Origin of the sequence: Streptomyces sp. NPDC092369, from assembly GCF_044755245.1 — a bacterium.
Taxonomy (GTDB): domain Bacteria; phylum Actinomycetota; class Actinomycetes; order Streptomycetales; family Streptomycetaceae; genus Streptomyces.
The window spans coordinates 1-18418 of record NZ_JBIVQP010000012.1; the positions used below are offsets into that span (position 1 = coordinate 1).

17 protein-coding genes and 2 pseudogenes are annotated in these 18418 nt (G+C 66.6%); 5 read left to right on the forward strand and 14 right to left on the reverse strand.

Going from position 1 to position 18418, the window contains the following annotated elements:
* Positions 1–331: 331 nt before the first annotated feature.
* The 6 genes and pseudogenes from ACIQI8_RS43870 to ACIQI8_RS43895 form a co-directional block, all read right to left on the reverse strand.
* Positions 332–793, reverse strand: a complete 462-nt coding sequence (locus ACIQI8_RS43870) for a DUF6924 domain-containing protein (RefSeq protein WP_402364481.1) — start codon at positions 791–793, stop codon at positions 332–334.
* A gap of 98 nt (positions 794–891) precedes the next feature.
* A pseudogene (locus ACIQI8_RS43875) lies at positions 892–1270 on the reverse strand (ISKra4 family transposase); the annotation flags it as partial.
* A 140-nt stretch (positions 1271–1410) separates the two neighbouring features.
* Positions 1411–1620, reverse strand: coding sequence for a hypothetical protein (locus ACIQI8_RS43880; RefSeq protein WP_402364484.1), 210 nt, complete (start codon positions 1618–1620; stop codon positions 1411–1413).
* Positions 1621–2514: 894 nt separating this feature from the next.
* A complete protein-coding gene (locus ACIQI8_RS43885; RefSeq protein ID WP_402364487.1) occupies positions 2515–2715 on the reverse strand; it encodes a hypothetical protein in 201 nt (66 codons plus the stop codon).
* A 210-nt stretch (positions 2716–2925) separates the two neighbouring features.
* Positions 2926–3795: an RHS repeat-associated core domain-containing protein gene (locus ACIQI8_RS43890; protein WP_402364490.1), complete on the reverse strand. Its 870-nt coding sequence runs from the start codon at positions 3793–3795 to the stop codon at positions 2926–2928.
* A 230-nt stretch (positions 3796–4025) separates the two neighbouring features.
* A complete protein-coding gene (locus ACIQI8_RS43895) occupies positions 4026–4709 on the reverse strand; it encodes a maleylpyruvate isomerase N-terminal domain-containing protein (protein ID WP_402364493.1) in 684 nt (227 codons plus the stop codon).
* 117 nt (positions 4710–4826) lie between these two features.
* Here ACIQI8_RS43895 and ACIQI8_RS43900 point away from each other — a divergent pair, with 117 nt between their 5' ends.
* Both ACIQI8_RS43900 and ACIQI8_RS43905 read left to right on the forward strand, forming a co-directional pair.
* The gene (locus ACIQI8_RS43900; RefSeq protein ID WP_402364495.1) at positions 4827–4979 is read left to right on the forward strand and encodes a hypothetical protein; all 153 of its coding nucleotides are present in this window, start codon (positions 4827–4829) and stop codon (positions 4977–4979) included.
* 88 nt (positions 4980–5067) lie between these two features.
* A complete protein-coding gene (locus ACIQI8_RS43905) occupies positions 5068–5289 on the forward strand; it encodes a hypothetical protein (protein ID WP_402364497.1) in 222 nt (73 codons plus the stop codon).
* 57 nt (positions 5290–5346) lie between these two features.
* Here the strand turns inward: ACIQI8_RS43905 and ACIQI8_RS43910 are convergent, their stop codons facing one another.
* Positions 5347–6048: an NAD(P)-dependent oxidoreductase gene (locus ACIQI8_RS43910; protein ID WP_402364500.1), complete on the reverse strand. Its 702-nt coding sequence runs from the start codon at positions 6046–6048 to the stop codon at positions 5347–5349.
* 113 nt (positions 6049–6161) lie between these two features.
* Here ACIQI8_RS43910 and ACIQI8_RS43915 point away from each other — a divergent pair, with 113 nt between their 5' ends.
* Positions 6162–6881 carry a TetR/AcrR family transcriptional regulator gene (locus tag ACIQI8_RS43915; protein WP_402364503.1) on the forward strand — a complete coding sequence of 240 codons (720 nt, stop codon included), beginning with the start codon at positions 6162–6164 and terminating at the stop codon, positions 6879–6881.
* A 352-nt stretch (positions 6882–7233) separates the two neighbouring features.
* Here the strand turns inward: ACIQI8_RS43915 and ACIQI8_RS43920 are convergent, their stop codons facing one another.
* Entirely contained in the window at positions 7234–7623 is a 390-nt protein-coding gene (locus tag ACIQI8_RS43920; protein ID WP_402364506.1) for a VOC family protein, read from the reverse strand.
* 9 nt (positions 7624–7632) lie between these two features.
* A pseudogene (locus ACIQI8_RS43925) lies at positions 7633–7869 on the reverse strand (hypothetical protein); the annotation flags it as partial.
* A 1067-nt stretch (positions 7870–8936) separates the two neighbouring features.
* Between ACIQI8_RS43925 and ACIQI8_RS43930 the strand changes: the two are divergent.
* Positions 8937–9530, forward strand: coding sequence for an SRPBCC family protein (locus ACIQI8_RS43930; RefSeq protein ID WP_402364508.1), 594 nt, complete (start codon positions 8937–8939; stop codon positions 9528–9530).
* A gap of 36 nt (positions 9531–9566) precedes the next feature.
* Positions 9567–11879, forward strand: a complete 2313-nt coding sequence (locus tag ACIQI8_RS43935) for an FdhF/YdeP family oxidoreductase (protein ID WP_402364511.1) — start codon at positions 9567–9569, stop codon at positions 11877–11879.
* Positions 11880–12222: 343 nt separating this feature from the next.
* Here the strand turns inward: ACIQI8_RS43935 and ACIQI8_RS43940 are convergent, their stop codons facing one another.
* The 5 genes from ACIQI8_RS43940 to ACIQI8_RS43960 all read right to left on the reverse strand — a co-directional run bounded on the left by ACIQI8_RS43940 (position 12223) and on the right by ACIQI8_RS43960 (position 17772).
* Positions 12223–12936 (reverse strand): hypothetical protein, encoded by a 714-nt coding sequence (locus ACIQI8_RS43940; protein WP_402364514.1) that lies wholly within the window; start codon positions 12934–12936, stop codon positions 12223–12225.
* 203 nt (positions 12937–13139) lie between these two features.
* Positions 13140–13742, reverse strand: coding sequence for a DUF4383 domain-containing protein (locus ACIQI8_RS43945; protein WP_402364517.1), 603 nt, complete (start codon positions 13740–13742; stop codon positions 13140–13142).
* Between the two features lie 137 nt (positions 13743–13879).
* Positions 13880–14743: an oxygenase MpaB family protein gene (locus tag ACIQI8_RS43950; protein ID WP_402364520.1), complete on the reverse strand. Its 864-nt coding sequence runs from the start codon at positions 14741–14743 to the stop codon at positions 13880–13882.
* A 1006-nt stretch (positions 14744–15749) separates the two neighbouring features.
* Complete coding sequence (locus ACIQI8_RS43955) at positions 15750–16127, reverse strand: hypothetical protein (RefSeq protein WP_402364523.1); 378 nt, start codon at positions 16125–16127, stop codon at positions 15750–15752.
* Between the two features lie 160 nt (positions 16128–16287).
* Positions 16288–17772, reverse strand: a complete 1485-nt coding sequence (locus ACIQI8_RS43960; protein ID WP_402364526.1) for a hypothetical protein — start codon at positions 17770–17772, stop codon at positions 16288–16290.
* Positions 17773–18418 lie beyond the last annotated feature (646 nt).

The following is an 18418-nucleotide window of genomic DNA, read 5'->3' on the forward strand; positions in this document are numbered from 1 at the left end:
CCGACCCATGCGCGGGGTCCGCGACCTGGGCGGCGTGACACACAGCACCAGCACGGCAAGGACCGGTCCCCCAGCGGACTCGCAGGGTTACGGGCCTTTTGTGTTTTCAGGGTGCTGTTTCGCCAGCCGACGACAGCCGAGCTCGTAGTCGGCGCGGGAAGTCGTCGTCGACGGCGCCGTGGCCACGACAGGCGCCGACCGACTGACCCACGAACCTTGACCACCGATACTGCCAGGCCGGGATGAACGCGTGCATCAGCTCCGGCCGTTGTCCCGTCTCAGCGAAGCTCGATCGGTCTCATCGATGTTTGGCCTCGGCCGTGGTGAGCTCCTAGAACGACCGGAAGACTCCGGCAGGGTCGCTCTGAGCGGCATCGACGACGTCGGCGAAGTCCAGGTTGGCGATCGACAGGTTCGCGTGGATGTCGTGAATGCCGATGGGGGCGGCGCGTACTGATCCACCGTAGACCTCGAACTCCTCATCGCTCTGGCACTCCTCTCTGGTCAGGACCGCCACCGCTAGCAGCGCGTGGTCGTTGTCCCGCATGGTGGTCCAGTCAGCGAGAAAGACGACGCTCAAGTCCTCGTCCGCTGATACGGCAGCGATCACTTCATCGGCCGTGGCACCGGCCCAAGCTGGATCATCGATGATGTGGACGGCCGGCTCGTAGTCGCCGTTGCCCCAGGGCCTCGACAACTCCTGACACACGGCCAGCCAAGCCGCCGAGTCACCGAAGTCAGTCCTGATGACCAGCGCGGAGAACTCCTCGCGGTCGGTAACAGAGGGCAGCATGGGGGGCTCCGGTCTTCATTGGGCGCGGGTACGGCATACAAGATGCCAGCCCCTGCCGACAGTCGGTCAAACTCCGATGAGATCCGTCAAAGTTCGGTGTCGAGGCGGTAGGCGATCAGGTGGGGGCAGGCGCCTTCGACGGCGCCGGTGGCGATCGGCCAGCCGGCCTTGAGTGCGGTGTCGTAGCGGAGCTGATCGAGGTAGCCGTGGCAGGTGGTGACGGCCTCGCGGCGGGAGCAAGTCAAGCCGTTCGGCCGCAGCCTGAGCGGACATCTCGGTGGCGGCGCGTTCGACGTGTCCGGTGAGGATCGCGGTGAGTCTGTCCGCGGCCCAGGTCTCGGCCTCGCGGCTGCCGGGCGGATGGAATGCATGCGCGGCCGTCCAGCAGTACTCGGCGACGTGCACGAGGTCGAGCAGGACGGGGACAGTGACGCCGCGGCGGGCGGCTTCGGTGTTGATCAGGTCGAGTTGGTGGCGCTGTTCTTTTGGCTCCAGTCCATCCACACCACGTCCATCGACGAAGCCTTGGATGCGGGACTGACAGTAAACGAATTGGCGTTCTTCAGGGAAAATCGAACGACGCAAGCGCGCCCGTCTTTGGAAGTAGTCTCCAAAGGTTAGCGGTAGGTCGAATTTACCGCCTTGCGCGAATAAGCCCCTGCCAGCCATATGACGACGAGCAGGCCCATTAGCACCCATCCGCCTGCCATACCGCGCACCACAAGGAAGACAGAGAACGCAATCCCGATGAGGACAAGAAAGGTACCGACAATAAAAAAATCCTTGCTCAGGAACTTGCGCCTTGCTCCCATATCCGGCTCAATCATCGACAACTCCCTTTCCGGCAACTCGGTGGTGGAATTTCTGATTTCACCACCGGGTCGCCTTTCAATTTACAGACGTGAGACGGCGTTTGAGGCTATCTGACCAGCCGCCTAAGAGCGGGCGAAACAGACAGCGAGGTGGGTATCCGGGCGGCAGACCGGCCGGCCGACACCCCATCCGAGATGAGGCGTCGGCCGGCGATGCCGCAATCGCCGACGTGCACGGCTTGCGGTGCGCCGGTGGCACGGCTGAATTCGAGGATCCAGTCCGGCCCCGGCGGCCGAGCGCGTTCCTCTTCGGCCTGCCGCTACTGTACGTGCCGGCTTTGCTGTCGATGCCGTCCAGCCACATGATGCAGCCAGTAATTCAAGATGCCATGCCTGCGCGGCGGTACTTCTACTTTTTTGGGTAAAATAGTAGATACAGATCACCGCCAGAGCCGCGAGGAACGTTCCGACTATGATGCCGACCGGCGCGTCGATCGACGGGACAATGATTCCCGATCGCATGGTCATTCAGGATTCACCTCGGCGTCTTTTTTTCGTCCCACCCAGATGGAAGCGGCGATTAGCATAAGGCCGAACGCCACCGGTATTGCTCCAGCTGCCGATTCCCCTTGAGAAATCGCTGCGAAGCCGAGAATGTCAGTGAGCCCCCGCCACGAACTCAAATTGCGGCTTCGCTTGCTGCGCTGGCCGCGCCGCCGAGTCCGACGGACAGCACCGTGCAACATCCACGAGGCCTTCCTCGGACTCACTGTCCGCCTGATCACCCACCGCCACGCCCAAAGGCTTTGTTAGGGCCAGTAAGAGAATGCCGACAACGTAAAGGACGAACTGAAGCGTCTCCAGCTGCTGAGAATCGGCCCGGCGGCTCACACCGGGCCCACACACTCCTCAGCGCCTTTGATTCCTGTACCACAGGGCGAAGGTCGACCAGATCAACAGAAAGATCGCCACACCAATCCAGGCTCTGGCAAAGCCGGTTGCCGCAGCTACGATCCCGATGATCAGACCGAGCGCCAACAGGGCTGTGGCAAATTGGAAGTAGCGACGGATCGCCGCTTTCTGCCCTACATTCGGCTCAAGTCCCGACATCTGCTCCCTCACCCGTGATCAGGCGGGACGCGGACTCATGAGTCGCACGCCCCGGCTGCGATCATCCTGAAATCGCGTTGCTGGTGATTGTTCCTACTGCCCACCCGGCTGCGAAGCACACCGGAGTCGCGCCCGTGGACGTGCCCAGGGTGGCAGGCGCTCCGGCGGTGAGAGCGGCTTCGCAGCCGAGTCCTACGATGCCGCCTGCGATCACCCCGAGCGCATCTCCCCAGAGCGCTTGCGTATCGCCCTGGTAGAGGTGATAGACGCCAGTGGCCATATCTGCCGCAGAGTCCAGAGCGTCTCCGATGGAGAACAGGCAGTGGGGTCGGTGCGGTTGACGGGGTCGCCTTCGGTGTAGAGGTAGGGGTTGGTTTCCTGGCCGGAGGGGTCGGGTTGGGTAAAGCGGCCGAGTTGGGATTCGTAGTAGCGGGCGCCCATCTTGTACAGCCCGCTCGGGTCGGCATAGGCGCCGGTGTAGCGGTGGGGCTGGGGAACTGCTTCGGTCGGGGTAGTGCGGGGCAGGCCGGTGGATCCGTAGGCGTACGTGTGGGTGCGCTTGCCCGCGTCGTCGACCAGACCAAGGACGTTGCCGGTGGCGTCGGTGAGGTAGTAGGAGGACTTCCCCCCGGTCGTCATGGTGTTCAACGTGCCCGCGGGTTCGCGTATGAATCCGGTGTCGACGCTGTTCGTCGTGGTGGATGCCAGTCCGAGCGCGGTTTGGTGGAACCCGGTGGAACTCAGCTTCGTACGTTCGGAGTTGTCGGATCCCGCGTGTATCAGGTCGTAGTTCGTGCCGCCCTGCGTGATGCCGGACAGTTGGCTGTGGTCCGTCCACGTCTCGTTCGTCCGCGCGGTCGCGGCCGTACGGCCGCCCGCTGTCTCGTTGCCTGACTTGTCGTACGACCACGGGATGGTGGAGCCGGTCTGGGCTGTGAGTTGGCTTGCGTCGTTGTAGGTGAAGGCCGCGCTGCCGGGGCACGCGGCGGCAGTGCCGTCCTGGGAGGTGAGGTTGCCCGCCTTGTCCCAGCAGTACAGCCACGACGCCGTGCGGGCACCGGCCGAGTCGGCCTCAAGCACATAGGACAGCCGCTCCTGGCAGTCGTAGGTGTACGACGTCTTGCGGCCGGCGGCGTTGTCGGTGCGGGTGCGGATCTTGGTGGTGTCCTTGCCCGCGCGGGTGTAGCTGTAGGCCAGGTCGACCAGTGTCGTCGTGCCAGAGGTCGTTTTGACGGCCGAGGGGCGGCCGTTGTCACCCCTTTTCGGCCGGTCTGCAGACGGGGGTCAGTTTGTCCGGGGGCTGTGGGGGGCTATGCGAACAGGGGGAAGCGGGCGGCGTCCGCACCCAAGCGATCTCGGTCGGTATCGGACAACGGCGCGCGCCCGGTCGCCACGCGTGCGTACTGCGCGTCGTCCCACGGCACTGGCACCGGGCGGCCCAGCAGCCCGTCCAGCGTGCGGCGCACTTGGCCAAGCCCTTCTGCCGAGGGGCCTGGTGCGTCAGGGAGCGACACGATGAGGTCGAGATGGTGGATCGTCGCCTCGACGGCCAGCGTGCGGATCAGATCGCCGGCATTCAGCACGCGGCCCTGGGTGGCAACGGGCTGGTCGAGCGCGGCACTGGCCGCGGCGTTCACCACTGCGGCTGCAGTCTGCGAGTACAGCTCGCACAGCTGATCGATACGCAGGAACATACTGGCGACGACCCGAGTGAACCTCCGCCCGTTGGCCGCGCCCAGGGGGTCCGGGCGCCAATCCTCCCAATAGGTGACCGCGTCACGGTCCGGCGTCCGTCCGGCAGGCGTGTGCAGCGCCACCAGGCCGCGTTGCGCGTCGCTCAGGCAGTGGAAGACAAGATCGCGCACCGCCCAGCCGGCACAGCCGGTCGCCAGCCACGACCGCTCATCCGTGATGGTCGTGACGACGGCGTCAAAGGCACCGTAAGACGCGCGCAGTACGTCGGCCGGACGCGGTCCTTCCTCTTCGTAAGACATGCCTGCGAGGATAAGGCGGCTGCTTGTTCAAACGCAGCCCACTCGCCTGCGCTGGACGCCTACCGGCCGTCCTCCGGGGCGACACCCGCGCCCTGGCGAGTCATCGTCGGCTCATGCGTGATCTCGGCCCTGCTAGGCCTCCCGGTGTTCTTCACCGCGGCGGCACCCGGCTGGGCCCGGATCTCCGTGGCCGTCCTCATCACCGGCGCCGCCATCGCCTTTACCAGGCTGGCGCCCGCCGCCCGTCCTACCCCAGCCAAACAGACCTGACGCCACCGCCCGGGCCGCCGGTGCCCTGTCTCCCACGAAGGCACGGCTTCCCCAAGGAAGACCGAAGACTGAAGAAGGAGTTACAGACGTGCGAATCGAGCTGGCGGAAGCACCGGCCACCATCGCTGCTCGTACGCTCGTCGCGGAACTCATCCGCGGCACACCGCCGGGGGACGGCGTGCTCGTCGCGTTCCAGCGCACAGGGGTCGGACTCTGCCAGACCAGCCGTACCGGTGCAGCAGCCGCCCCACTGATGAGGCTCCTTGAAAGTGGGTCTGGTCGGCATTTCGTGACGGTCACGATCACGTAGTTCTCGGCGCCTGTGGACGGGCACGATGTTCCCGCGGCCTTGGTCCGTTGGGGTCGGTCAGTAGCCGATGGTGAACCGACGTTGAACGAAGCGCGGCAGTTCTGCCTCGTCGACAAGGGCAATGGCGGCGTCCTCCATAGAGATACGGCTGCGTCCTTCCGCGTCGAGTACCGGCTGGTCGCCACCGATGCGGAACCGGTCGGTGCGTTCGCCGGGTGCGATGTCCTCTGCGGGGCTGAAGTAGGTCCACAGCCGGTTGGAGGTGCGGAGGACGTTCAGGGCGTCGCGGTGGCCGCGCACCGCGGCGGCGTACGCCCTCGGCAGGCCGATCTGGTCGAGGGTTTCGTGCAGGAGTTCGTCGGAGTCGGCCCGTGCGACGCCGGGCGCGATCTCCAGGCTGCCGGCACCGCCGATGACGATGAGCCGGGTCCGTGGGTGGCTGTGCAGCGCCTTGAGGAGTGCGCGCGCGGCGGTGGCGTACACGGTGGGGTCGGCGATCGAGCGGGCCACGGTGTCGGCGATGTCCTTGGCGGCGTTTCCGGGCTGGAATCCGCTGATCAGTACGTCGAGGCCGGCTATGACGGCGGCGACGGCGTTGGCGTCGAGGACGTCGACGCTCTTCCAAACGATGTTCTTGCGGTCGTCGTCGATCCGCGTGGTGTCGCGGCTGAAGGCCGTGACGTGATGCCCCCGGTCGAGGGCTTCGGTGACGACGCGACTGCCGATGCCGCCTGTGGCCCCGATGACTCCGATGTGCATGGTTCTCCCTGGGTAGTTGCTCGTACCGCCATTGTCTTCACGGCATGCAGAGACTATACGGCGTGAAGTATTAATACGGCACGCAGTATTGTGACGCTGTAGAGTCGGTGGCCATGGAAAGCGTGGGGAACACCAAGGGGCGCCGCGAGCGGCTGAGGGCCGAGACGACCGCCGAGATCAAGAAGATCGCGCTGGAGTTGATGGCATCGGGGGGACCGGACGCGATCACGCTGCGGGCCATCGCGCGCCAGATGGGCATGACGGCCAACGCCATCTACGGCTACTTCACCACCCGCGACGACCTGGTCACCACGCTGATCAACAACGTTTACACCTCGCTGGCCGATACCGTGGACGCCGCTTGGGAGGCCGCCCCCGCTCAGGACCCGGCTGCCCGGATCCAGGCATGGGCCCACGCTTTCAGGAACTGGGCGTTGGCCAACCCCGAGGGCTTCCGCCTCATCTACGGCGACCCCGTCCCCGGCTACCAGCCGCCCGAGGGCGGCGCCGCTCCGGAAGCTGCCCGCCGTGTCTGCATCGGCATCACGGCACTCGCGGCTGCGGCCTGGCCGTACGCCGAACTCCGTTACGCGGACAGCGACTTCGAGTGGTCCGACTTCGCTCTCGGTCTGCTGGACAAGGTCCGCCCGGCCTTCCCTGACCTGCCCCCGGCCGGCGTGGCCCTGGCCCTGCGTATCTGGAGCCACCTGCACGGCCTGGTGTCACTGGAGATCTACGGCCACCTGCAGACCCAGGCTCTCAGCCCGGAAAAGCTCTTCCGCGAAGAACTGGCCCAGCTCATCCGGTCGTTGGCCATCACACCGCAGAACTGACTGCCCTGCGCAAGCGACCCAGCCACAGGGCCGCTGAGTCGCCTCCGTAGGTAAGCAACTACCGCCAGGGCATTGCTCAGGTTGAACTCGCGATGTCCGAGTCCCGGCGCGTTCCATGATCCCTGCGGTAGGGGGGCCATGCGGTACAGGCCGGGGGCGGGCTGGTGCCCGGCGAGCAAGAGAAGGGGGAACGGCTGCGGCTGGAGGCCGCCGAGGGGTTCGTACGCGGTGAGAAAACCGAGGTCATCGCGCAGGAATCAAGGGTGACCTGACGCTCGGTGCGCAGTGGCGATCTCCCGACCGAGACTCCCCTGCGACCCACACCCGTCAAGATCGGACCAGCAACAGCTACTCAGCCGCGTTCCTGTACGAGCTTCACGCGGTGACCCTCAGGATCGCGCAGCCAGGAAAAGCGAAGACGTCCGTCCGGCGAGTCCGTGGGACCCTTCAGTGGCTCGCCTCCTGCATCGACCGCCGTCTGATGCACGCCATCGACGTCGTTACACCACAGCACGACCTCAGTGTTTTCCCCTGGCGTAGTGGCGATGCCGAAAAGCTCGCTGCCCACACGAGCCGAGCTGAACCCGATCCGGACGCCAGCCGCCTCCACCTCGACCTGATGGGGCTCACCGTCGGACGGGAAACGGAACTTCTCCGGCATCCCAAGGCTACGGAAGAACGCTGCGCAGCGCTCCACATCCTCGCACCACAGGTTCACCTGAACAGTCCCGAACACCGCCATGCCCATACGCTACCCACACAGACGCTGTTCGACCGGCAGGGTCACCGCTCGGTATGACAACAGGCACCACGGTGCCTTCTCCCAGACGGAGTTGTGGTTGCGGCTTTTGCTGGTGAACGGCATGCGGTGCCAGTCGCTCCAGCGTTCGCGCAGCCTCATGCCGGCGAGTCGGGCCATCAGATCCAACTCTGAGGGCCAGAGGTAGCGGTGCGGCGAGGACGATGCCTCCCCGACCACGGGTCCGTCGCGCTCCCCGGGCTGGCCGAACCGCGCCTATTCCCTCATGGATGCCACCGCACAAAAGTCGCTGATCGGCGCCCTCCATCAAAGCCTGCGGCCATGGCAGGGCTGGCGAGAGTTGCACCGTCGAACACGCCGGGCCCGGGAGGGTCTTCTACGGACGTTCTGCGCATCCGATCCGCCCACGCACGGGTGGGCCATCGTGTCTCGCGGTCCCAGCGGATCCCTGTGAGGTCGACCTAGGCAGGGGCGATGGTGGTGAAGTCGGCGCCAGCGAAGTTATTTGCCGCTTGGACCAACATGTCCCGAGCGTGAAGGAAGCCGCGCGCGAGGACGAGGCTGTGGGGAACCTCGGGGCCGCGGTCGAGGGAACGGGCAGGGGCAAGAACGCGGGCACAGGCTTGAGCAAAGGCGAGATCGACAGCCAGGCCGAGATCGAGGACGAGAGCATGAAAGTACTCAAGCTCTCGGTTCCGACTGAGCCTATAGGCGCCACCTCAAGTCGTAGGCGTGGCCGTGTCCGGAGAGCGCGCAGGTGCTGATCCATGACGAGGACGACGACTGCTTCGGTGGTGGATGATGCGAGACGGCGGGCCGGGCCGAGAAAAAGGCCGCCGATGCTCCGCGTCAGCCGGCAGGGCCAACCGGCAGGGGCTACACGATGCAGCGGGTGACCGGGTTGCACTTCCTGCTGCTCGCCCTGCGGATGCTCCTTCGGCAGCTCTGAACGCGGACTGGACCCCGAAGCTCCTCACGCCGTCCTGCGCTCCGTGAGGGTCGGCCGGGGAGTTCGCGCACCGGCCCGTTGGACGCGCAAGGAAAAACGGGATCAAGAAAGGCCGCCTGCCCAGGTGCGGTGAGTGGCGGGTGGCCGGGGCCAGGGGTGAAGCTGGAGGTGGCCGCCGGGCGCCGGGGGAAGCACGGCGGACGTGCACTCGAACTCGTGGACAGGGGTCGGGGATGCGGGCGGGTGACTTGAAGCCCGGGATCGGGGAACTGGAAGTGATGCCCTGACCCACCAGGGGAGGTCGGGCGTCCCGATGCCAGCCTCTCTCACCGGAAGAAGGACGACGATGGCGCACGAAGAGGACGACGGGCGCACCGGCGGCGACGGCGTCACACGCCGCCGTCCGCTGCGCGAGCGGCACGTCGAGGAGAGGGTCGAGGTCGCGGTGCCGGTCCGTACGGCCTACAACCAGTGGACGCAGTTCAAGTCGTTCCCGCGTTTCTCGGCCGTGGTGCGCGACGTCGAGCAGGTCAGGCCCACCGTCACCGCGTGGACCATCGGCTACGGCCCTGTGCGCCACCGTTTCCTGGTCGAGATCGTGGAACAGGACCCCGACGCCTATCTGGCCTGGCGGGGCTTGGAGCAGCATCCCACCCATGAGGGCGAGGTCGAGTTCAGGCCCACGGAGTCCGGGGGCACCTCGATCACCGTCCGGATGCTTCTGCGGCCGCACGGCGCGGTGAAGGTCCTCGCCCGCTCCCCCAGGGTCACGGAGCTGGCCGCCCGGCTGGTGCGCGGAGAACTTGTCAGCTTCAAGGACTTCATCGAAGGGCTCGGCCAGGAGGGCGGCGCCTGGCGCGGCACCATCCGCAACGGCCGTGTCCAGCACGACACCCCGGAACCGCCCAGGAGCCGTGTCGCCCAGTGGCCCGTCGGCTGACCTGCCCGCCCAACACGGCAAGAGAAAGGCCAAGCGATGCAGAACCCGCCCGGTGAGGAGCCGGAGACCTCCCTCTCCGTGACACCGCCGAAGAAGTGGGCGGCCGGGGTCCCCGCCGTCGTGCACGCGCTGGAGTACTCCCTGGAGCAGACCTCCCCGCGCAAGACCGGGGTCGACCTGCTCACCATGAACCAGGTGGGCGGGATCGACTGCCCCGGCTGCGCCTGGGCGGACCCCGCCCCGGGCCGGCGCCACCGCAACGAGTACTGCGAGAACGGCGCCAAGCACATCAACGACGAGGCCACCACGCGCCGGATCACCGCCGACTTCTTCAACGAGCACAGCGTGTCCGACCTGGCCGGCCGTTCCGACATGTGGCTCAACCAGCAGGGCCGGCTCACCGAGCCGATGATCAAACGTCCCGGATCGGACCACTACGAGCCCATCGGCTGGAACGACGCCCTCAGCGTCCTCGCCCAGGAACTCAAAGGGCTGGACTCCCCCGACGAAGCGGTCTTCTACACCTCCGGCCGGGCCAGCAACGAAGCCGCCTTCGTCTTCCAGCTCTTCGCCCGCGCCCTGGGCACCAACAACCTGCCCGACTGCAGCAACATGTGCCACGAATCCAGCGGCTTCGCCCTCAACGAGACCCTCGGCGTCGGCAAGGGCACCGTGAGCCTGGACGACCTCCACCACGCGGACCTGATCTTCCTGGTGGGGCAGAACCCCGGCAGCAACCACCCGCGCCAGCTCTCCGCGCTGGAGGAGGCCAAGCGCAACGGCGGCCGCATCGTGGCGGTCAACCCGCTGCCGGAGGCGGGGCTGCGGCGCTTCAAGAACCCGCAGAAGCCGCGCGGGATCGTAGGGCGGGGCACCCAGATCGCCGACCGTTTCCTGCACATCAAGCCCGGCGGGGACCTCGCCCTGTTCCAGGCACTGAACCGGCTGCTCCTGGAGGAAGAGGACGCGCGCCCCGGCACCGTCCTGGACCACGACTTCATCGACTCCCACACCTCCGGCTTCGAGGAGTTCGCCCGGCACGCCCGCACCGTCGACTGGGACGACGTGCTCGCGGCGACAGGACTGACCCGCCAGGAGATCGAGAAGGTCCGCGACGAGGTCCTCGCCAGCGAACGCGTCGTCGTCTGCTGGGCGATGGGCATCACCCAGCACAAGCACGGCGTGCCCACCATCCGGGAGATCGTCAACTTCCTGATGCTGCGCGGCAACCTGGGACGTGCCGGCACGGGCGTCTGCCCAGTGCGCGGCCACAGCAACGTCCAGGGCGACCGCACCATGGGCATCTGGGAACAGATGCCCGACAGCTTCCTGGACGCCCTGCGAGAGGAGTTCGGCTTCGACCCCCCGCGCCCGCACGGCCTGGACTCGGTGAACTCGATCAAGGCGATGCTGGAGGGCCACGTCAAGGTCTTCCTCGCCCTGGCCGGGAACTTCGTGCGCGCAGCGCCCGACAGCGAGGTCACCGAGAAGGCGATGCGTACGTGCCGGCTGACCGCCCACATCTCCACCAAGCTCAACCGCTCGCACACCGTCTGCGGCGACACCGCCCTCATCCTGCCGACGCTGGGGCGCACCGAGCGTGACGTCCAGGCCGACGGCGAGCAGTTCGTCACCGCCGAGAACTCCATGAGCGAAGTGCAGACCTCCCGGGGACGGATCGAACCAGCCTCGCGCATCCTGCTCAGCGAGGTCGCCATCCTGTGCCGGCTCGCCCGGCTCAGCGTCGACGGCACGGGTGACGTGCCCTGGGCGAAGTTCGAGGGCGACTACAACACCATCCGCGACAGCATCTCCCGCATCGTGCCGGGCTTCCACGACTTCAACGCCCGGGTGACCCGTCCGGGAGGCTTCCAGCTGCCCAACCCGGTCAACGAGGGCGTGTTCCGGACCGAGACCGGCAAGGCCCGCTTCACCTGCAACGAGCCGGTGGTCCCCGTGGCCCCTGAGGGACACCTGCTGCTGCAGACCCTGCGCTCGCACGACCAGTGGAACACCGTCCCGTACACCAACAACGACCGCTACCGGGGCATCCACGGCAGCCGCCAGGTCGTCCTGGTCAACCCGGCCGACCTGTCCGCGCTCGGCCTCGCCCAGGGCGACCGGGTGGACCTGGTGAGCGTCTGGGAGGACGGCACCGAGCGCCGGGCCGCGAACTTCGAGGTCGTGTCCTACCCGGCGGCCAAGGGGTCGGCTGCCGCCTACTACCCGGAGACGAACGTCCTGGTGCCGCTCGACAGCGTCGCCGACATGAGCAACCAGCCCACGTCCAAGGGCATCGTCGTCCGCCTGGAACCCACGGGCGACCGGTCTCGGCCGGCACCCGTGTGACCGAGTGCGGCATCGTGACCAGTGGTTCGTCGGACACCGGATCAGGCGGCCCAGACTCCGCACTCTCGACAGGCTCCACGGTCTCCAACTCCACGGCCGTGTCGGTTACTTGAGGTCTCCCCCACGAGCGTCGGATCCGCCGTCAGATTTTCACTCCCGACGGCGGACCGCGCAGACCTACCGGCAGCGACTCGCGGCCGCGACCTCCTCCAGGTCTGTCCCACTGACGGGCATGCAGGAGATCTCGCGGCACCGATCGCGACCCGGCGGGTGTGGTGCACGGGGTGCTGGCGTGCAGGAAGCGACATCGGCGCGCCGCTATGTCCGAGGCTGCGGAGAACTGTCAGGCGACGCGGAGGGTGGCGTCGTACTCCTCGAGTTTGATGTTGGTTGCGGGCTTGTCGAAGATCGCGACGAGCGGCCCGAAGAGGGACAGTGCGGTGAACAGGGCGTTGCGGGCGACGATGCCGAGCTTCGTGCGGGGTGCGAGGAGCCGTCCGGCGTTTATCTTCTGCGAGACCGACGCGTAGGCGCGGAACTTTTCCTCGTACGCGGCAAAGGCCTGGCGGTAGTCGCCGTCGGCTCGGGCCAGTTCGCCGGCGAGCACGTAGGCGCCGACCATGGCCAGGCCGGTGCCGTACCCGCCCAGCGCGTTGCCGTAGGCGGCGTCGCCGACGAGAGCGACGCGTCCCTGACTGTAGTGATCGAGGGTGGCGCGGCTGATGGAGTCCATGTAGAAGTCGTTCGATGCGGGGATCTTGTCCATGAGCTCGGGCAGACGCCACTTCCCGTCGCGGTAGGCGTCCATGACTTGCTGCTTCTGCAGATCGACGTTGTCACGGGCGGGCGGGAGCAGTGGAGAGGCGAAAACGAAGAACGCCGGGGCTTTCGCGCCGCCGAGCGCTGCCATCTTGCCGGGCTCGTTGTACATGACGTCGTCTTCGCCGGCGTCGAGGGTGGCCAGCACGTAGTAGTGGCCGAGGTGGGTGACGTAGTCGGATTCGGAGCCGAACGCGAGTTTGCGGGTGTTGGAGTGCATGCCGTCGGTGCCCAGCACGATGTCGAAGGTGCGCGGTACACCCGCGGGGAGAGTGCACGGGTCTTCAGAGCACGTACCTAGGGCGGCCGCAACCAGCGCAACGCGTCGGCGAAGGAGCCGGTCAGACCCGTGGCGTCCGCGCGATCGGCCAGCAGCGCGATCCGGGGTGGCTGAGCGCTCCGCGGCCGTCAGCGGACACGACGACGTTGGGGCGCGAGCCTTCACGCCCCGCTGTCGGCTCCACCATGAGTCAAGTCGTGTCCCTTCCTGCTTGCTGCACTGTCCCGTGACTCGATACTCGGGAGCGCCGATGTCGCCGGAATCAAACCCCGCGACTCGACCGCCGCTACTTCGCGTGCCCCCTGTTCGAGATGGCGCAGGCGCCAGTAGGGGTTGTCGTGGGGCAGCTTGCTGGAGACCCGGCCGTACATGCCGAACGTCGCGATGAGCAGCCCCATGACAAAACTGAACATCACGTTGGTCATGCCGAAGTCGAGGACGTTGGCCGGGCGGTCTAGTACGAAGAGGTGGAAGAAGCCGCTCAGCACGAACAGGGCGCCCACCGTCATGTTGAGGGTGGAAGCGAAGTTTCCGCCGATCACAGTTCCCACGAGGAGTGCCAGCCCCACGACAGCAGAGATGACGCTGAGCGCGACGTTGGTGGTCATACCCGCGATCGTGCCGCCCGCAGTGTCGAAGGGGCTCAGAGCGTCGGCGAAGCCAAGGCCCGCGAAGACGAGCAGGACGAGACCGCACACGGCGGAACCGTAGCGGTAGACGGTCGCCAGGTGGTGATCGACAGGGAGTTCATCTTGTAGCTTCATGATGCCTATTCATCAGGTATGTCTCTTTTGGATGCATTTTCTATTCATGGTCAGGCCTCGTGTACAAGATCCTCTGAGCTATCTCCCGGTCCGACCGGCCGCGTGCAGGACCACCGCTCGACAGCCTCCTTGCCGCCTCACGATGTGTGCGGTCCTCGTGATGCCGACGTCATGGCCCAGCGGATTGTCCCGGTGAGCAGGAGGCCAGCAGGTCGTACCGCCAGGTCGTCCACGAGAGCCGACCTGGGTATCCCCAGCCGATCCCGTGCCCATGGAGGAAGAAGGGCGACCGCATTCGCGGCGAGTGCCGCGTAGAACGGCCGTTGGATCAGCGGGAGCGGTGGGCTCAGCAGCAAGAAGCGGGCGGCTGCCCGGGCCTCAGAAGTGGCCCGCAGTTCCGGTCGATAGGCGTTCAGCCTTTGCGCCAGACTTTCGCGATCGCGAGGCGGATCCAGCACACCCAAGGCCTCAGCGACGCGCGCGGTGTCGGCTACATAAGCGTCGTATCCGGCCGCGTCCAGCGGCTGCGCCCCGTAGCGCTCATGGGCACGCAGAAAGCTGTCGGTCTCGGCTGCATGCACCCAGCCCAGCAGATGCGGTTCCGCGGCGCGGTATGGCAATCCCTCGCGCGTCTTCCCGCGTACACGCTGATGAATCGCGCGCACACGCTCCACGGCCTCCTCCGCGTCGGAGGCAGTTCCGTAGGTCGTGACGGCGAGGAAGGTGCTGGTGCGCTGCAGCCGTCCCCAGGGGTCGCTGCGGAACCCCGAGTGCGCGGAGACGGCTGCCATCGCGAGAGGGTGCAGGGACTGTAGAAGCAAGGCGCTGAGCCCGCCGACGAACATCGATGCATCGCCGTGGACGGTGCGGATGGGCCGTTCCGGAGAGAACCAGCGCGGCCCGGGCGTGTCGTGAATACGTGCACGGGTGGCCGGACCGTCCGGGCCGGCGACGCGCAGGAACAGAGCCCGGCCCAGCTGATCGCGCAATTCAGTCAGCACCGTCTCACGTCCTTCCCACTGTGGAGTGAGCACACCTGGTGATGGGGGTTCCCCGAGAACGGGGCTTTTGGATGCGGAATGCACCCCATTATTCCGACAGCGCTGGAAGTCAGCGCCGCACAAGCACCTGACTCTGCTTGGTCTTGGTGTTCACACCCTCGGTGGGGCCGTTGCTGTACGGAAGCGTGAGGGCGGCGTTTACGGCTTGGGGGCGGCTCTTCTGCGGTGAGCTGGTGATGCCGTGCGCCGTTGCCGTTCGTGGTCGGACGGCGGATCGTCGTGTCCCAGGACGTGGTCCTGGAGGCGGCGATGGTGTTGTGGCTGGAGGAGCTCGATCGGCGAGAGACTGCCGCGCGGGAGGAGGTCGCCGAACTGCGGGGCGTCTCATCGATTCCCTCTCCGGTCCCGAAGCTCTGCTCCTGCCCCATGAACGGGTGGAGCAAGACGCCGAGAACGGGGCGAGGGAACTGGCCCGCCTCCTCCTGCAGGGCCGACCGGCGCGCCCGCCAGGAGGAAGCCGAACTGTCGCCCCTCGGCACCGGCGAGCGGGCCCAACTCGCCCCGGGCCGGACCCGTCTGGAGAAGGGCCACCGGCGCCAACTGGTCACCGTGGTCGGGCCGGCGACCGTCACCTGGTGCGCACTGCGCGCCCCGGGCCGGCCCAACTACTGTCCGGCCGACCAGGTGCTGGGGCTGCCGCGCGAGCGCCACAGCCTGGGACTTCGGCGGCTGGTCGTGCTGGAAGCGGTCCGCGGCTCCTACGACCACGCCCTGGAGGCCATCGAACGCCGCTGCGGGAGTTGGGCGGTCGGCAAACGCCAGCCCGAACAGCTCGTGCGGGCAGCTGCGGTGGACATCGCCGCCTTCTATGCCGCCCGCACCCCTGCCCCGGCAGCAAACACGACGCTGCTGGTGCTGGGCAGTTCTTTGCGACAGAGGTTCTCATCGAGACAGCGCCCCGTTCCCGGTTGTCGGGAGCGGGGCGCTGTACTGCGGCGCAGATTGTTCAGGCCATGTCGAGACCGAACTTGCATGCCAAGGTCTGGCGGTAAGTCCCGTCGTCCTGGGTGTAGTCGACCTCGCATCCCGTAAGCGGCTCGGTGACCTTTCCGGTGACTCGGAGCCTGATCACCGCGTACTTGTCGCTGAGCACTCCCGGCTTGATGGTGTAGGGGTGCCCGGAGTAATCCGGGTACTTGTCGAGGTCGATGTCACCGGCGGTGGGATGAGCCGTCTCCTGGTAACCCAGGCGGTAGCCGGGGGTGTCCTTCACCGAGTACACGGAGTACTTGAGGACCTTCACGCCTGGCGGGATGTCCAGCAGCTTGATCCCGGTGACGGACACCGGCAGCTTGGACGTGTTCCTGGTGAGAGGGAAGGCCATGCGGTAGATGTCACCGACCTTCACGTCCGAGAAGCCGAGGGAACCGCTCGTGCCGGGCCCTTCCGCCTGCAGGGCAGTCCCTGCAGAGCTGCCTCCCGGCGAGCCCGAGCACGCGGTCGCGAGGACCAGCAGAGCCGCTACAACGAACTGTCCGGCGCGATCAGTACGAGTAGATGACACCGGGGTTCCCCGAAATCTTGCCCTTGGCACCCCAGATGTCGTGTTCCGAGCTTCCCGACCCTGCGGTGATCTTCTGGTAATGCGCCGCACCGTACTCCGTGTCGAGGCTGACCGTCACGTTGAACACCTTGGCGGCGACGCTGTAGGTGACCGACGTTCCTGACGTGATGGTCGCATACTGCTTCTTGCCGAGGACGGCGCGATAGGCGGGGTTGGAATTGCGATAGGCGCTCACTCCGTCCTTGGATCGGACGTCGGCGCCGTATCTTGCCACGTCGCCGCCGGACGGGATGTCGTACTTGACCGGGATGATCGAGTAGGTGTGCTTGGTCTTCACGCCCACGCACGTGACGCGCCGGTCAACGTCCTGGTATTCGACGGGAATCTGGAAGCGCTTTGCCCAGTAGGGTCCTTGGCCGGCGAATCCGACCGCGTGGCCTGTGCTGTTCTTCCGGGAGATCTTTCCGGTGATCGACCAGTGGGTCCCGTCGACGCTGGTCGCTATGCCCCAGGTGCTGGACAGGGTGTTGTTGTACTCGAAGGCCGCGGTGGTGTCGTAGTAGGCGTGTGCCTCACCGATGGTCGTGTAGTAGTCGTGCTGCTTGATGACGTGCTTGCTGACGATGCAGGCCGGGCCGAGATCCGGGGTCACGGAGCTGTAGTCGACGCCATCGACCTTGTCGGGGTCGAAGCCCGTGGTGGATGTGCCGTCCGCCGACTGCCAGGTATTGCCCGCCGTCCCGGAGGAGTCATCGGACGCGGTGTCCGTACTGTCGACCAGCGTTGAGTCTGCTGGTGTCACCTGCGTCTCGTCCACATCGGGGTGGATGGCCACGCTATTTGGAGCCTCGGCACGGGCGGCCACCGACCCCTCCGTCGTCGCCGAGCCCGTGGCCACTCCGGCGTCGACGTAGTCGCTGCCGGTCAGTACCGTGCCGTCGGGTGCCTTTCCGTCGAAGGACGCTTCCAGGGACAGCACTCCCCCATTGGCGTCCGCGTAGTTTTGGAGGCTGGCCGGCAGGGATGAGGGCAGCGTGAACGACCAACTGCCGTCTGCTGCCGTCTTCGTGGTACCCACGACCGTTGGAGTGACGTCGCTGCCGTCCTCCGCCACCTCGTCCACCGGCGTGAGAGTCACGGTCGCGCCGGCCAGCGGTGATCCGTTGCCCAGAGTGAAGACACCCTTGACCGTCGCGGCACCGGACACGGAGGGCAAGCTGCTCGGGCTGGGAGCCGCGGTGATCGTGGGCCCGCTGATGGGCGGCGCCGCGGAGTCAGAGGGCTTGGCGTCGGTGGGTGTGGGGGTGGGAGTCGGGCTGCTGGTGCTGCCGCAGCCCGGCGTGTCCGTGCTCTGCGTGCAGGCGGCGTGCGCCGGTGCCGAGAGCCCCAGGCCCAGGACAGCTGACGTGGCGACAACGCTGAGAGCGGTGGCCAGAGTCAGGCGTCTGCCAGAGATTTTGGTCATGAAGAAATTCCCCCATTCACCGAATTCCATCGTATGCCCCGCCGTTTCCAGGGGCGCTCGATGAGTCACGTGAAGCCGCATTGGAAGCAGCTAAGAACAGGCGGAGTGGGCAATCGCCTTTGAATGATTCCCCCGCCGAGAGCCGCGCTGGTCTTGTCTGTTGCGGCTTGACGGGAAGCTAACGCGGGAGATCTTGAAGAGTCAACGAATCCTTGCCGGGGGTGGGGATCGCTTTGCCTTCAGCTCAAATCCTGCTCAAGTCTTGACGAAAGCACCAGGGATGAATTACCTGCTCATTCCTTTGGACCTGCCAGGTCGGAGCGCAAGCCAGCCCCGCCCCCTGTAGCGCCAGGGACGCCCGCCACCGATCCGCGAAGGCCTTTCAACAGGGCCACGACGAGGGGGACGACCGGTGATTCGAGATGGGTGCGGCTCCTCTGGAGTGAGGCCGCCGGTCAGGCCAGAAGTTCGTAGTTGTCGGCCGGCTACTGGGCATTCCTCGACCGTCATCGGGAACAGCTCAGCCGCAATCACCGCACTGCCCAGCCGGTGCGCCAGCCGGAGCGGCTCACCGACCTTGCCGAGGTGTGCCGCCAGGAACACGACCGAGGTGACGCTCCGCCCTGACAGCGCCGCAGGCGAGCGG